Source organism: Comamonas sp. C24C (genome assembly GCF_053345995.1).
In genome coordinates this window covers 58,202-72,165 of record NZ_JBKFBC010000012.1, presented here as the reverse complement: position 1 = coordinate 72,165, position 13,964 = coordinate 58,202, and the positions used below count along the sequence as shown (strand labels likewise).

Annotated in this window: 13 protein-coding genes; 6 read left to right on the top strand and 7 right to left on the bottom strand. The window is 63.9% G+C overall.

Annotated elements, in window-relative coordinates; all coding sequences use genetic code 11:
- Positions 1–54: 54 nt before the first annotated feature.
- The 3 genes from ACLBXN_RS20115 to glaH all read right to left on the bottom strand — a co-directional run bounded on the left by ACLBXN_RS20115 (position 55) and on the right by glaH (position 2,813).
- On the bottom strand, positions 55–495 hold the full coding sequence (locus ACLBXN_RS20115) for an HIT family protein (protein WP_447613319.1): 441 nt from the start codon (positions 493–495) through the stop codon (positions 55–57).
- Between the two features lie 52 nt (positions 496–547).
- Entirely contained in the window at positions 548–1,789 is a 1,242-nt protein-coding gene (locus tag ACLBXN_RS20110) for an alpha-hydroxy acid oxidase (RefSeq protein ID WP_447613318.1), read from the bottom strand.
- A 100-nt stretch (positions 1,790–1,889) separates the two neighbouring features.
- On the bottom strand, positions 1,890–2,813 hold the full coding sequence (glaH, locus tag ACLBXN_RS20105) for a glutarate dioxygenase GlaH (RefSeq protein ID WP_211459457.1): 924 nt from the start codon (positions 2,811–2,813) through the stop codon (positions 1,890–1,892).
- A 104-nt stretch (positions 2,814–2,917) separates the two neighbouring features.
- Between glaH and ACLBXN_RS20100 the strand changes: the two genes are divergently transcribed.
- From ACLBXN_RS20100 to dcd, 3 genes are all read left to right on the top strand, one after another.
- Entirely contained in the window at positions 2,918–3,814 is an 897-nt protein-coding gene (locus ACLBXN_RS20100; RefSeq protein WP_012839484.1) for a LysR family transcriptional regulator, read from the top strand.
- 242 nt (positions 3,815–4,056) lie between these two features.
- On the top strand, positions 4,057–5,349 hold the full coding sequence (guaD, locus tag ACLBXN_RS20095) for a guanine deaminase (protein ID WP_447613317.1): 1,293 nt from the start codon (positions 4,057–4,059) through the stop codon (positions 5,347–5,349).
- Between the two features lie 63 nt (positions 5,350–5,412).
- Positions 5,413–5,979, top strand: coding sequence for a dCTP deaminase (gene dcd, locus ACLBXN_RS20090; RefSeq protein ID WP_003052512.1), 567 nt, complete (start codon positions 5,413–5,415; stop codon positions 5,977–5,979).
- Between the two features lie 73 nt (positions 5,980–6,052).
- On the opposite strand, the gene nadB is transcribed toward dcd, so the two are convergent.
- The 3 genes from nadB to ACLBXN_RS20075 form a co-directional block, all read right to left on the bottom strand.
- Positions 6,053–7,579 (bottom strand): L-aspartate oxidase, encoded by a 1,527-nt coding sequence (gene nadB, locus ACLBXN_RS20085; protein ID WP_447613316.1) that lies wholly within the window; start codon positions 7,577–7,579, stop codon positions 6,053–6,055.
- 15 nt (positions 7,580–7,594) lie between these two features.
- Positions 7,595–8,737, bottom strand: coding sequence for a quinolinate synthase NadA (gene nadA, locus ACLBXN_RS20080; RefSeq protein ID WP_447613315.1), 1,143 nt, complete (start codon positions 8,735–8,737; stop codon positions 7,595–7,597).
- A 204-nt stretch (positions 8,738–8,941) separates the two neighbouring features.
- A complete protein-coding gene (locus tag ACLBXN_RS20075) occupies positions 8,942–9,901 on the bottom strand; it encodes a delta(1)-pyrroline-2-carboxylate reductase family protein (protein WP_447613314.1) in 960 nt (319 codons plus the stop codon).
- A 156-nt stretch (positions 9,902–10,057) separates the two neighbouring features.
- On the opposite strand from ACLBXN_RS20075, the gene ACLBXN_RS20070 reads away from it, so the two are divergent.
- The 3 genes from ACLBXN_RS20070 to ACLBXN_RS20060 all read left to right on the top strand — a co-directional run bounded on the left by ACLBXN_RS20070 (position 10,058) and on the right by ACLBXN_RS20060 (position 13,038).
- The gene (locus ACLBXN_RS20070; RefSeq protein WP_447613313.1) at positions 10,058–10,387 is read left to right on the top strand and encodes a hypothetical protein; all 330 of its coding nucleotides are present in this window, start codon (positions 10,058–10,060) and stop codon (positions 10,385–10,387) included.
- Positions 10,388–10,536: 149 nt separating this feature from the next.
- Positions 10,537–11,406: a KPN_02809 family neutral zinc metallopeptidase gene (gene ypfJ, locus ACLBXN_RS20065; protein ID WP_043006955.1), complete on the top strand. Its 870-nt coding sequence runs from the start codon at positions 10,537–10,539 to the stop codon at positions 11,404–11,406.
- Positions 11,407–11,616: 210 nt separating this feature from the next.
- A complete protein-coding gene (locus tag ACLBXN_RS20060; protein WP_043006953.1) occupies positions 11,617–13,038 on the top strand; it encodes a DEAD/DEAH box helicase in 1,422 nt (473 codons plus the stop codon).
- A gap of 56 nt (positions 13,039–13,094) precedes the next feature.
- Here ACLBXN_RS20060 and ACLBXN_RS20055 read toward each other — a convergent pair whose 3' ends face one another.
- Positions 13,095–13,949, bottom strand: coding sequence for a symmetrical bis(5'-nucleosyl)-tetraphosphatase (locus ACLBXN_RS20055; protein ID WP_447613312.1), 855 nt, complete (start codon positions 13,947–13,949; stop codon positions 13,095–13,097).
- Positions 13,950–13,964: the final 15 nt, after the last annotated feature.

The window sequence follows — 13,964 nt, the reverse complement described above, 5'->3', positions numbered from 1 at the left end:
TTCCAGCGCTGATCCATCAAGCGCTGGAAGCTCTTTTTTTAATAGTGATTCAACTTAAGCGAATTCGGCTTTGATTTTCTCGGCCAGCTGGCCCAGCACGCCAAAGCCCGGTTCCTCGCGCTGCCAGACCACGGACAGGCCATCGCCCTCGAAGCGCGGCAGCACATGCAGATGAAAGTGGAACACCGTCTGACCCGCCGGCGCGCCATTGGCCTGGAAGATATTGATGCCGTCGGGATCGAAAGCCTTGTTCACTGCGGCCGCCACGCGCTGGGCCGTCTGCATCACGGCACCGGCTTCCTCGGACGTCAGCTCCAGCAGATTGACGGCATGGCGCTTGCTGGCCACCAGCACATGGCCTCGCGTGGCCTGGCCGATGTCCATGAAGGCGATGGTCAAATCATCCTCATAGACCTTGGCCGATGGAATCTCCCCTTTGACGAGCTTGCAGAAAATGCACTCCCCAGCCGGCGAGTGGTCTACAAACATGGGCATGACGCTCTCCTTTTTTATGGTTCAAGCGTTCTATCTTAGAGGCTGACCGGTTTCAGCCCCGCGTCGCACGCAGGCAGTCGCGGGTGATCTCGGCCATGGATGTCGCGCCCAGCATGGCCATATTGCGGTCCACCTCGTCACGTAGCAAGGTGATGGCATGGTCTACGCCCTGTGCACCGCCAACTGCGGCTGCGTACATGAAGGGGCGGCCCAGAAACACCATGCGCGCGCCCAGGGCCACGGCCTTGAGCACATCGCTGCCGCGGCGAATGCCGCTGTCCATCATCACGGCCGTGCGGTGGCCCACGCGGTCCACCACATAGGGCAGCATTTGCAGCGGGGCAACCACGCCGTCGAGCTGACGGCCGCCGTGGTTGGAGACCACGATGCCTTGCGCACCGATGTCGGTGGCCATCACGGCATCGTCTTCGTTGAGGATGCCCTTGATGATGAGGTTGCCCTGCCAGCGCTGACGGATGCGCTCGATGTGCTTCCAGTTCAGGTGGTCGCGGCCCGTTGTATCGCGAATGGCGGTGCCCGACAGCAAAGGCGCGCCGCGCGTGGCAAACGAATTCTCGAAGTGCGGCATGCCGTGGTTGATCAGCGTGCGCAGCATGGTGCCCACCATCCAGCGCGGACGGGTGATGCCGTCATAGGCCAGGCGCAGCGAGGGGCGCAGCGGCATCGAGAAACCGGTACGCACATTGTTTTCGCGGTTGGCCCAGACCGGAATGTCCACCGTGATCACCAGGGTGCCAAAGCCGGCGGCCTCGATGCGCTCGATCAGGCCGTCGATGCGCGTGGTGTCGCCGGGCAGATAGGCCTGGAACCAGGTCGATGGCGCGGCCTTGGCCACTTCTTCCATGGGGATCAGGGAGGTGCCGCTCATGATGGCGGGAATGCGATTCGCTGCTGCCGTCTGCGCCAGCACCAGATCGCCGCGATAGGCCGAGATGGCGCTGATGCCCACGGGGGCCACGCCGAAGGGCGAGTCCCAGGTCTGGCCGAACAGCTCCACTTTCTGATGGCGTTGCGACACATCCACCATGACCCTGGAGCTGAAGCCGTATTGCCTGAAGCTGTCGCGGTTGGCCTGCAGCGAGACGCAGTCTTCGGCCGCGCCGGAGACATAGCCGTAAAGCGGGCGGGGCAGGTGCTTGCGCGCTGCGGCCTCGAAGTCCTGCAGCGACAGGATGTTCTGCAGATGGCGGGGAAGCCCTGCACGTTGGCCGTAGGCGGCTTGCGCTTTGGGGGCGGAGGCTGCGTTTGCAGCAGGGGCTTGTGACGATGCCATGGTAGGGCGCCTCAGGAGCGAAATTCAGGGGTTTAACTGGCTACGCCCCCGCACACTTGCGGTGCACGGGGGCGTGACAGAAACATCAGGTGTTCAAGGTTTACTGAGCGAATGTACCGCGCTGACGCATCAGCTCGCGGTGCAGTTGCTCGTTACGCTCGAACGGTGCGCGGCCGTGCACATAGAAGTAGTTGTTCAGAACCACCAGGTCGCCGGCGGGCAGGCTGACGGTGCGGGTGCCGGGCGAATTTTCCATCGATTCGGACAGGTTCTGCAGATATTCGGCTTCGGCGTCGTTGGCGGGCTGCACGAACTGGTCGATGAAGGAGATGGACAGGCCGAACTCGCCGTGGAAGAACACGGGGCGTTCCACGCGCTCGTTCACGTTCTTCGAGCCCGGGGCCTTGTACAGCAGTGGCCTGGCGCCCAGCGGGTCCTGCACGAAGCAGTCGAGCTCGCTCCAGTCGTCCAGGTGCAGAAAGCGCGACTCACCGCCCACGGCGTTCTGCTCGTCGAACTTCATCATCAGCAGCCAGTCGGTGGCTTCGGTCACAAAGGTGCCGTCGGTGTGCATGGTGAACAGACGATAGGCCTGACGCAGATAGGAGTCGCTGGCGTCGGTGTGCTTGACCAGGAAACGTGCGTAGTACTTGTTGGACATGGAGTCGTGGTTGGCCGGGCCCAGGATATGGCCGATGGCGGTGCCGAACTTCACGTAGTCGTCGCTGTCCTGGCTCACGCCTTCCAGACCCAGCACAAAGCCGCCATGCTTGCGGTCCTTGATGATGTTCACCAGGGTCTCGCCAAAGTCGGCACCCATGTGCGCCTTCAGGCGGCGCGCCAGATGAAAGCGCATGAAAGGCACGTATTCGAGGTTCTGCACGTCGATATCGCGCACATCGGCCAGGAATGCGTTCAGTGCATCGGCGTTCAGGGTCAGCTTCAGCAGGCGGGGATGCTCGGGGTGAGAGGTGATCTCGTAGGCGGCAGGCTGAATCAGTTGCTGGGGGGTCGTAGCGTTCATGGTGGGCGGGTACTTCAATCAGGAATGGTGTGATTGAATACTTCTTGTTTGATACGATCTACGGGGTTAAATGCATTTTTTAATAAGAATTTCAGATTAAAGCCATGCTCAGCTACCGCCAACTCGAGCACTTCGTCACCGTCGCCCAGGAGCTGCATTTCTCGCGTGCCGCCGACAAGCTGGGCGTGGCCCAGTCCGCCGTCAGCGTGCAGGTGCAGCAGCTGGAGCAGCAGCTGGGCGTGCGCCTGCTGCAGCGTAACAAGCGCAAGCCCATCACGCTGACCGATGCGGGCGAGCTGCTTTATGACGAAGCCGTTGCCGTGCTGCGCCATATGGAACGGGCCCAGCAGATCGGGCAGCTGGCGGCCCAGGGCATGAGCGGCCATGTCAAGCTGGGCTATATCTCCTCGTCCGTGACCTCGGGTGTGCTGGCGCGCATGCTCACGCAGTTCCGCCCCGGCCATGAGCAGGTGCATATGCAGGTGCTGGCCATGGAGACGCCGCGCCAGCTGCAGGCGCTGCAGCAGGGCGAGATCGATGCCGGTCTGCTGCGGCCGCGCCGTCGCTACCCCGAGGGGGTCAAGGCCGTCATCGTGCACAGCGAGCCCTTCATGGTGGCACTGGCCGAGAACCACCCGTTGGCACGCCATGAATCCATCAGCGTGGCCGATCTGCGCGGCCAGACCTTTATTGCGCCGCAGTTCATCAACGAAAGCGAAGGCTTTGCCGAGGTGCTGGCGCGGCTGGCCGAGACGGCCGGGTTTTCGGCTCGCGAGGCCTATCGCGTCAACGACTTCGTCACGGCAACCAGCCTGGCGGCCGCGGGCTATGGCATTGTGGTGCTGCCCGAGTCGAACCGCCTGCTCAATCAGCCGGGCGTGGCCTTCAGGCCGCTGCGCGACTTCAAGGAAAACGTGCACATGGCGCTGGCCTACCGCGAGCGCGAGAACTCGCCCGCGGTGCGCGCCTTTCTGGCCGTGGCCAGAAGCTGCGCCGCCTAGTTACGCGGCTGCGGGCAGGGCGGTGTTGCAGCGCCGGGTTTCGGATGTTTAACTACCTAAAATGATAGCTTTTATCGCTTGCTGATATTGGTTTTTGGATATGAATTGCATTGAAATCAATACCTGAAAAGCGCAACAAGCTTTGTTATTGATAGCGCAAGCCCTGGCCTGCGCGCAGCCGTATAGCCTCTATAAGCGCTGCCGTGTTCCGCAGGCAAGATCGGGCGCGTAAGCTCTGGTCCATGAAAATCTATCGTAGTGCCCTGCTGCGCTTCGCCGATGACGGCCAAGCGGTTTATGACTCCGACGCCTTGCTGGCGGTTGCTCCCGATGCCGCGGGCGTGCAGCGTGTGGTGGCTGCGGGCAGCTGGCAGGCGCTGGCCGACCAGTATCTCGAGCGCGAAGGCGTGCAAGTCATTCACCTGCCCGGCAAGCTGCTGGCACCGGGCTTTGTCGACCTGCACATCCACTACCCGCAGACCGATGTGATCGGCGCACCGGCCCCAGGCCTGCTGCCCTGGCTGGAGAACTACACCTTCCCGCACGAGTCGCGTTTCCACGATCGCGAATATGCCGATGGCGTGGCCGATTTCTTCATGAACGAGCTGTTGCGCAACGGCGTGACCACGGCGCTGGCGTTCGCAACCTCGCATCCGGCATCGGTGGATGCCATCATGACGGCTGCGCAAAAGCGCAGCATGCGCATGATTGCCGGCAAGGTCCTGCAGGACCGCAACAGCCCCGATGGCGTGCGCGACGACACCGAGCAGGGCCTGATCGACACCGAAACGCTGATCCAGCGCTGGCATGGTGTGGGCCGCCTGGGCTATGCGATCACGCCGCGCTTTGCGCCCACCAGCACGCCCGAGCAGCTGCGCGGTGCGGGCGAGCTGGCAGCCAGGTATGGCGATGTCTGGATCCAGTCCCATGTGGCCGAGAACCTCGACGAGATTGCCTGGGTCAAGGAGCTGTTCCCTGCGGCGCGCAGCTATCTGGCCGTCTACGACGACTTCGGTCTGATGCGCGAGCGCGCCGTCTATGCGCACAGCATCTGGCTCGATGAAACCGACCGCCAGCTCATGCACGACACGCGCTCGGCAGCGGCCATCAGCCCGACCAGCAACCAGTTTCTGGCCAGCGGCTATTTCGACTACCTCAAGGCCGACAAGGCCGGCATGCTTTACGGCCTGGCCAGCGACGTGGGCGGCGGCATGAGCTTCTCGCCGTTTCGCACCATGCAGGCCGCCTATGTGGTGGGGCGCGAAGGCCATGCCAAGCAGGGCCAGAGCCTGTCGCCCCAGAACCTGTGGTGGCAGCACACGGCAGGCGCTGCGCGTGCGCTGGGTCTGCAGGGCGTGATCGGCAATCTGCAGCCCGGCTGCGAGGCCGACCTGGTCGTCATCGACCCCGGCTGCACGCCGCTGCTGGCGCGCAAGACGGCCCAGGCACGCAATCTGGACGAGCTGCTGTTTGCCATGATCATCCTCGGAGATGACCGCCTGATTGAGCAAACCATTGTTTCTCAAGCAAAATAGCGGTCTTGCGCTTGATTTGTGAGCGCACAACGCTATGAAAAATCAAGCGATACAGGACTTCTAATGAGCATCAAGAGCGACAAATGGATCCGTCAGATGGCGGAGCAGCACGGCATGATCGAGCCTTTCGAGCCTGGCCAGGTGCGCCAGGTCGACGGCAAGAAGATCATCAGCTACGGCACATCGAGCTATGGCTACGACATCCGCTGCGCCCGCGAATTCAAGGTCTTCACGAACATCCACAGCACGGTGGTGGACCCCAAGAATTTTGACGAGAAAAGCTTTGTCGACTTCGAGGGTGATTACTGCATCATCCCGCCCAACAGCTTTGCTCTGGCCCGCACGGTGGAGTACTTCCGCATTCCCCGCGACGTGCTGACCGTCTGCCTTGGCAAGAGCACTTATGCGCGCTGCGGCATCATCGTCAACGTGACGCCCTTCGAGCCCGAGTGGGAAGGCTATGTGACGCTGGAGTTCTCCAACACCACACCGCTGCCGGCCAAGATCTATGCAGGCGAAGGTTGCGCCCAGGTGCTGTTCTTCCAGGGCGACGAGCAATGCGAAGTCAGCTACAAGGACCGCAACGGCAAGTACCAGGGCCAGCATGGCGTGACCCTGCCCAAGGCCTGAGGCCTGTTGCTTCGTCAAAAAAGCCCGCTGCGGATACAGCGGGCTTTTTGCTTTCCTGGTCTGCCGGACCAGATCAGGCGGCTGCCGCTTCGAGCGCCGGCCAGTCCAGATTGCAGTGCGCGCCCACGCTGGCATGGCGCTGCAGCGCCGCATCCACCATCAGGCTGCACAGGGCCAGCTGGTTGCGAAGTGCCGGGTCGGCGCCGCGCCATTGGGCGCGCCACAGTACCAGTTGCTTGGCCGCCGCAATCAGGCTGTGGTTGCTGCGCACGATGCCCACGTTGTGCAGCATGAGCTGCTGCAGCACCTGGCGCATCTCCTGCTGGCTTTCAGCGCTCAGGCTCTTGCCGGACTTGCGCGGCCTGTCATGAATCGCCGCAGGCTTGTGCAGTGGCTGCTCGGTCATGCGCAGGGCGGCAGACCTGGCCATGACCACGCATTCCAGCAGCGAGTTGCTGGCCAGCCGGTTGGCGCCATGCAGGCCGGTTCGGGCCACTTCGCCGATCGCCCACAGCCCGGCCACGGCGGTGCGGCCGTCCACATGGGCCTGCACGCCGCCGCAGGCATAGTGGGCACAGGGCGCGACAGGAATGGGCTGGGTGGCGATGTCTATGCCGTGCTCCGCGCACAGTGCCATGACGCCGGGAAAATGCTGGGCCAGCCATTCGCGGCTGCGGTGCCTGATGTCCAGCAGCACATGGGGCAACTGGTGGGCACGCATTTCGCCATCGATGGCACGGGCCACGATATCGCGTGGCGCCAGCTCGGCGCGCGGGTCGTGGCGCAGCATGAAGCGCTCGCCAGGCTGGCCGTGCCGGTCCGGCAGGCACAGCAGGGCGCCTTCGCCGCGTAGCGCTTCCGAGACCAGGCCCACGGACCGGCCGCCCACCTGCAAGGCCGTGGGGTGGAACTGCATGAACTCCAGGTCGCGCACGACACAGCCAGCACGCCAGGCCATGGCGATGCCGTCGCCGGTCGCCGTGGCCGGGTTGGTGGTGCTGGGGTAGATCTGGCCCATGCCGCCCGTGGCCAGCACCGTATGGCTGGCCAGCATGTTCTGCTGCTGGCCATCGGCATTGCGCACGCTGGCGCCCACACAGCGCTGCTGAGCGTCCTGCAGCAGTTCCACGGCGCAGCAATGCTGCAGCAAGGTGATGTGCTTCAGGCGCTGGCAGGCCTGCAGCAAGGTCTGGTGCACGGCCTGCCCGGTGCGGTCTGCCGCATGCACGATGCGTCGTGCGCTGTGACCGCCTTCGCGCGTCAGGTGCAGGCGGCCTTCGGCATCGGTGCTGAAGGGAACGCCCAGCGCTTGCAGCCAGGCGATGGCCTGGGGGCCCTGCTCCAGAATGCGGCGCACGGCAGCTTCGTCGCAGAGGCCGGCGCCGGCGATGAGCGTGTCCTGCACATGGGACTGCAGGCTGTCGGCGGGGTCCAGCACGGCGGCAATGCCGCCTTGCGCCCAGGCGCTGGCGCATTCGTCGGCACGGCTTTTGCTGAGCACGGTGATGCGCAGCCTGCTGGGCAGGCTGAGCGCCAGCGTCAGGCCGGCCAGTCCGCAGCCGATGATGAGCACATCGCTGCCGGTCGGGGATTGGGGCATGGTGCTTGTCCTCTCTCAGGCCGGACCGAAGTTCTGGAACAAGGCCGCGTCGCGTTCCAGCTCGCCGCTGGCGCGTACCGGCTGGCGCTGGGCCGCCGCGAAGTCCAGCATGCGCTGTATGGGCTTGCGGGCAGCCCGGCCCAGGGCCGCGTCAAGCTCGATGGCGCCGCTGCCTTGCTGCAGCGTCCGCTCCACGCCGGGCAGGCTGTTCATGGCCATCCAGGGGCAGAAGGCGCAGCTTTTGCAGCTGCCGCCCGTGCCTGCCGTCGGGGCTGCCAGAAAACGCTTGCCCGGATAGCGCTGGCGCATGTCGTGAAGAATGCCCTGATCGGTGGCGACGATGAAGCTGTCGGTGGCCAGCTTGCCCACGGCGGCAATCAGCTGGGTGGTGGAGCCCACCACATCGGCCAGCGCCGTGACGGCGGCCGGCGATTCGGGGTGAACCAGAATCGCGGCCCCGGGGTGGGCGTTGGCCAGGGCTTGCAGCTCGTCGGCCTTGAATTCGTCATGGACCACGCAACTACCCTGCCACAGCAGCATGTCGGCGCCGGTCTGCTGCTGGATATGGCTGCCCAGGTGGCGGTCGGGCGCCCAGAGGATTTTTTCGCCACGGGCATGCAGGGCGGCCACGATGTCCTGTCCTACCGACGAGGTGACCACCCAGTCGGCCCGGGCTTTCACGGCGGCGCTGGTATTGGCATAGACGACCACGGTGCGATCGGGATGGGCATCGCAGAACCGGCTGAATTCGTCGGCCGGGCAGCCCAGATCCAGCGAGCAGGTGGCATCGCCGTCGGGCATGAGCACGGTTTTTTCGGGGCTCAGTATCTTGGCGGTCTCGCCCATGAAGCGCACGCCGGCCACGATCAGGGTCCTGGCTGGGTGGTTGGCGCCAAAGCGCGCCATCTCCAGCGAGTCGCCCACACAGCCTCCGGTATCGCGTGCCAGATCCTGCAGTGCGCCGTCCACGTAGTAGTGGGCGACCATGACGGCATTGCGTTCTCTGAGCAAGGCCTTGATGCGCTGCGCCGTCTCGCGCTGCTGCTGGCGGTCCTGCGGCGGCAGTACCCTGGCCCAGGCCTGGCCTGTGCTGCACTGGGTGCTGCTGCCCGGTGCGGGCTGGTCGAATTCCACGGTTCTGATCGTCATCGTCTCCATCCTGAGTTGCGCTGTTAAATATTTATACTCAATCTGAGTATTATTAAAACCGCTTTTTTGACGTTTGTCACCTGAGGGACAAATCAGGAGGTCGGCCGCCGCCTTTTGGCGGGGGCGGTGATCAGCAGGGAATTACGAAAAGTCGCTGTGACGCTTATCCGTCAATGGATTGATGCTTCTGATAAATGAGCGAGTGAATGCTGCCTAAACGAGGCGGCCCAGCTGATGCTGGCGCAGTGCCAGGCGTGTAGCGGCCAGATCCCAGCCACCCCAGCCACAGGATTTGAAGAGTACAGGGGTCGTGGGACGCGACCAGTTGTGCTGCACCACGGTGGCCAGTGTGGGCAGGGTGCTGACGTCAATGCCGGCCTGCAGCAGGTCGCCGGCCTCGTGCAGCGCATCTTCGGTGTCGACGACGATCCGGCCTTCACGCAGAAAGCGCTGGCACAGCGCCGGAGCCAGCTCCACCATTTTGGGGGTGAAGGCGCCCACGGCGCAGACAAAGGCATCGGGCCGTGCGGCCTCGTGCAGCACCACGGCCTGTGCGGGCGTGCAGGTCACGATCAGCGGGCAGTGCCGGGCAGCCTCCTCCAGGTCGTCGGTGATGCGTGCCTGCAGGCCCAGGTCGCGGGCCTGGTCTGCAAGCCGCTGCGCACTGTCGGCGCTGCGCGAGTGAATCCAGACTTCCTGCGTGCCCAGTCCCTGGGCAAAGGCCTGCAGATGGGCGCTGCCCTGCACGCCGGCGCCGACGATGAGCAGCGGGCCCTGGGGTTGAGGGGCCAGGCGGCGCGCAGCCAGCAGCGAGACGGCGGCGGTGCGTCTGGCCGTGACGGTGGGGCCGTCCAGAATCAGCTGGCGCTCTCCGGTGGCTGCGTCAAAGACCACGATATCGCCCTGAATGGTGGGTCTGCCTGCCTGGGCATTGCCGGGCGTGAAGCTGATGAGTTTGGTCATGACCACCTGACCATCGGTGGCCGGCATGCAGAACAGACAGTTGTCCGCAGCCGTGGGCATGACGATGCGTGGCGGAACGGTGACGCCGCCACTGTTTTGCAGCTGAAGCAAAAGTGTTTCGATTTCATCGGCCAGGGCGGTCCATGGCAGCAATGCGGCAGTAGCGCGGGCATCGAGAGACGCTGTAGAGGGCTGGGTCAGGGCATTCATGGGCAGTCGTATGAGGGCAGCGGACAGGGCTTCGAGCTTACAGAATTGCAAGCCCGGCCCGGTGTTGGCCGACAGCAGGTCGCTGCATAGACGCCGGGAGCAAGGGCTGGCAGAGCGCACAATAGCCACTGTCTTATTCATCGATTCTGTGCACTCATGTTTGGCTTTTCTTCCCGCTCCGGGCAACGCAAGGACCCTACCTGGACACAAGCGCCTTCCAGCCGCGGTCCTGTCGAGCCTGTCTGGCGGGATGGCGGCTCGGCCGCGTCCTATGAGCCTACCCAGCAGCAGGCGGCAACGCCGCGCAAATTCTCTTCCGCCCGGCTTTGGGCATCGGCCGTCCTGGCTGTGGTGGGCCTGCTGGCAGTGGCTTTCCTGTTTCTGAGCATGGTCGATGTGGTGGAGGAGCAGGTCGCCCGCAACCAGCCCCAGTCCACGCCGGGCGCGCCGGGCATGACCCTGATCTCCGTGCCTGCCGGCCGCTGAAAACCGGGCCAAACGTCAACAATGCTGCATTGCAGCTTGACCGGCGCGGCAAAAGCACAGCTTGATACCTTCGGCCGCAGCCGCAGCCGCAGCCCTTAATATCGCCACCCGGCGCAGGCCGCGTGCAACATAGCAAAGGAGAAAGCACCATGAGATGGGAAGGTAACCGCGAGTCGGACAACGTCGAAGACCGCCGTGGAGACGGTGGCGGCGGTGGTTTCCCCATTGGTGGCCGCAGCATCGGCATCGGCACCGTGGTGCTGGCGCTGATTGGCTGGGGCGTGTTCGGCATCAACCCGCTGACCACCATTGGCGTGCTCTCCGGCGGAGGCTCGCCCCAGGTGCAGCAGGCGCCCGCGCATCGTCCGGCAGCAGACGACCAGGGCGCCAAGTTCGTCTCCACGGTGCTGGCTTCGACCGAGGATGTCTGGACCCAGATCTTCCGCGAGGAAAATGGTCAGTATCAGAACCCCAAGCTGGTGCTGTTCACGGGCGTGACGCCCACGGCCTGCGGCACGGGGCAGTCGGCCATGGGGCCGTTCTACTGCCCTGGCGACCGCAAGGTCTATCTGGACATGGACTTTTTCAACACCATGAGCCGCCAGCTGGGCGCGCCCGGGGAGTTCGCGCGTGCCTATGTGATCGCCCACGAGGTGGGACACCATGTGCAGAACCTGCTCGGTATCTCGGGCAAGGTGGATGCCATGCGCGGCCGCATCAGCGAGTCCCGGCAGAACGCCATGTCGGTGCGCCTGGAGCTGCAGGCCGACTGCCTGGCCGGCATCTGGGCCAACAAGTCGCAGCAGGCCAAGAGCTGGCTGGAGCAGGGCGATATCGAGTCGGCCGTGAATGCCGCCCAGCAGATCGGCGATGACAAGCTGCAGCGTGAAGCCACGGGTACGGTGCGTCCCGACAGCTTTACCCATGGCTCCAGCGCCCAGCGTGTGCGCTGGTTCACCCAGGGCTACAAGACCGGCAGCGTCAGGGCCTGCGACACCTTCTCGGCCCAGTCGCTGTAAGTCACGAGCCCCCGGATGCAGGCGTGTGCTTTGTCACACGCCTTTGTTTTTGGGGCAGCAGAATGTGAAAATCCGGGTTATCCCGATAGATTGCACGGGATATTGGCAAGGCTTCTAACGCGTGAAAACAGAGGGGGCGAAGGCTTTCCGTCTGCAGAAAATCACAAAGCCAACGCGAAAAACCCACTCGGTGCGACAATAACGCCCTCAATGACAAGCTCTTTCTCCAATCTTCACTTGGCTGAGCCCCTGGCACGCGCAGTGGCCGACATGGGCTATGAGTCCATGACTCCGATTCAGGCGCAGGCCATTCCGGTGGTATTGACCGGCAAGGACGTCATGGGCGCAGCCCAGACCGGCACAGGCAAGACAGCGGCTTTCTCCCTGCCCCTGCTGCAGCGCCTGATGCGCCATGAAAACGCTTCCGCTTCGCCTGCCCGCCATCCGGTGCGCGCCCTGGTGCTGCTGCCCACGCGTGAGCTGGCCGATCAGGTGGCGCAACAGATCGCTCTGTACGCCAAGCACACCAAGCTGCGCAGCACCGTGGTGTTTGGCGGCATGGACATGAAGCCTCAGACCATCGAGCTGAAAAAAGGCGTCGAGGTGCTGGTGGCCACGCCCGGCCGTCTGCTGGATCACATCGAAGCCAAGAATGTGGTGCTCAACCAGGTGGAATACGTGGTGCTGGACGAGGCCGACCGCATGCTGGATATCGGCTTTCTGCCCGATCTGCAGCGCATCCTCTCCTATCTGCCCAAGAGCCGCACCACGCTGCTGTTCTCGGCCACGTTCTCGCCCGAGATCAAGCGTCTGGCCGGCAGCTATCTGCAGGACCCCGTGACCATCGAGGTGGCTCGTCCCAACGAGACGGCATCCACGGTGGAGCAGCGCTTCTACAAGGTCACGGATGACGACAAGCGCTATGCGATTCGTTCCGTGCTCAAGGAGCGCGACATTCGCCAGGCCTTCATCTTCTCCAACAGCAAGCTGGGCTGTGCGCGCCTGACGCGTGCTTTGGAGCGCGACGGCCTGCGCGCCGCCGCACTGCATGGGGACAAGAGCCAGGACGAACGCCTGAAGGCGCTGGAAGCCTTCAAGGCTGGTGAGGTGGATCTGCTGGTCTGTACCGATGTGGCCGCGCGCGGTCTGGACATCAAGGACGTGCCCGCCGTGTTCAACTACGACGTGCCTTTCAACGCCGAAGACTATGTGCACCGCATCGGCCGTACCGGTCGCGCCGGCGCATCGGGTCTGGCCGTGACCCTGGTGACCGACCATGACAGCCGCAATGTGGCTGACATCGAAAAGCTCACCAAGAAGAAGATCGATGTCGAACCCGCGCCCATGCAGGACTTCCGTCCGGCACGTCGCAGCCGCAGCGATGAGGAATATCGTCCGCGTCGCGAACGCGAGTTCGATGCAGCGCCCCGTGGCGGCTATGCGCATCGTCCATCGCGCATGGCCCAGCGCCCTGTCAACGTGGATCCCTTCTTCGACAAGCCCTATGAGGCCAGCAGCGTGGCCGAGACCGCATCCTGGGACAGCAAGCATGTCGCCCCGGTCAAGAGCGCGAGCATCAAGCCCAAGCGCAAGGTCGCGGCCTTGTTCAGAGCGCCTGTCGTGGCTTCCTGAGCGCACAGTGATCGCCCCAGAAAAACGCCTGCCATATGCAGGCGTTTTTCTTTGCTCTATCCCTTGGCGCCGGGGACCTGGGCCTGCGGACACTGCAGCTGTATCAGCTCTCGCTCGTCCATGCGCTCGCCGATTCTCATCATGCTGAGGCAGCCGCCCCAGACACAGCCGGTATCCATGGCCATCAGATCGGGCCGGTTGACATGGCCCAGCGTGGACCAGTGGCCGAAAGCCATGGGCGTACTGGCAGTGAGCCGCCCCGGCACATCGAACCAGGGCATCAGTCCTTCAGGCGCCTGATCGGCGGATTCCGCGCTCTCGAAGTCCATGACGCCGTCGGCACTGCAAAAGCGCAGACGGGTAAAGGCGTTGACGACGCAGCGCAGTCGGTCGTCGCCTTGCAGCTCGGCGGACCAGCGATCGGGCTGGTTGCCGTACATGTTCTGCAAAAAGCGCGCGTGCCCGGCGGATTGCAGCACGGTCTCGACCTCGGCACTCAAGGCTGTGACGTCCTGCACGCTCCATGCGGGCAGCACGCCGGCATGCACCATGAGCAGTTGCTCGCCCGAGGCATTGACATGCAGGCGAGCCAGGGGCTGCTGGCGCAGCCAGTGCAGCAGGGCATCGCAGTCGGGTGCGCTCAGAACCTGGGCCAATGTGTCGCGCTTGCTTTGGCGGCGCAGGCCCTGGGCTGCGGCCAGCAGATGGAGGTCGTGATTGCCGAGCAGCGGGCGCATGGCATCGCCGGCCTGCATGCAGCGGCGTAATACTTCGGTGGATTTGGGGCCGCGATTGACAAGGTCGCCGAGCACATAAAGTGTGTCCCGACTTACGGAGAAATCAACGGTCTGCAATAAGCGCTCGAAAGCGTCATCGCAGCCCTGAATGTCCCCGATACAGTAAAGTGCCATGGTCTTCTTTCTGGT

Coding starts and splice junctions, on each gene's coding strand:
- ACLBXN_RS20115 (WP_447613319.1), bottom strand. CDS start 495: ATGCCCATGTTTGTAGACCACTCGCCGGCTGGGGAGTGCATTTTCTGC.
- ACLBXN_RS20110 (WP_447613318.1), bottom strand. CDS start 1,789: ATGGCATCGTCACAAGCCCCTGCTGCAAACGCAGCCTCCGCCCCCAAA.
- glaH (WP_211459457.1), bottom strand. CDS start 2,813: ATGAACGCTACGACCCCCCAGCAACTGATTCAGCCTGCCGCCTACGAG.
- ACLBXN_RS20100 (WP_012839484.1), top strand. CDS start 2,918: ATGCTCAGCTACCGCCAACTCGAGCACTTCGTCACCGTCGCCCAGGAG.
- guaD (WP_447613317.1), top strand. CDS start 4,057: ATGAAAATCTATCGTAGTGCCCTGCTGCGCTTCGCCGATGACGGCCAA.
- dcd (WP_003052512.1), top strand. CDS start 5,413: ATGAGCATCAAGAGCGACAAATGGATCCGTCAGATGGCGGAGCAGCAC.
- nadB (WP_447613316.1), bottom strand. CDS start 7,579: ATGCCCCAATCCCCGACCGGCAGCGATGTGCTCATCATCGGCTGCGGA.
- nadA (WP_447613315.1), bottom strand. CDS start 8,737: ATGGAGACGATGACGATCAGAACCGTGGAATTCGACCAGCCCGCACCG.
- ACLBXN_RS20075 (WP_447613314.1), bottom strand. CDS start 9,901: ATGAATGCCCTGACCCAGCCCTCTACAGCGTCTCTCGATGCCCGCGCT.
- ACLBXN_RS20070 (WP_447613313.1), top strand. CDS start 10,058: ATGTTTGGCTTTTCTTCCCGCTCCGGGCAACGCAAGGACCCTACCTGG.
- ypfJ (WP_043006955.1), top strand. CDS start 10,537: ATGAGATGGGAAGGTAACCGCGAGTCGGACAACGTCGAAGACCGCCGT.
- ACLBXN_RS20060 (WP_043006953.1), top strand. CDS start 11,617: ATGACAAGCTCTTTCTCCAATCTTCACTTGGCTGAGCCCCTGGCACGC.
- ACLBXN_RS20055 (WP_447613312.1), bottom strand. CDS start 13,949: ATGGCACTTTACTGTATCGGGGACATTCAGGGCTGCGATGACGCTTTC.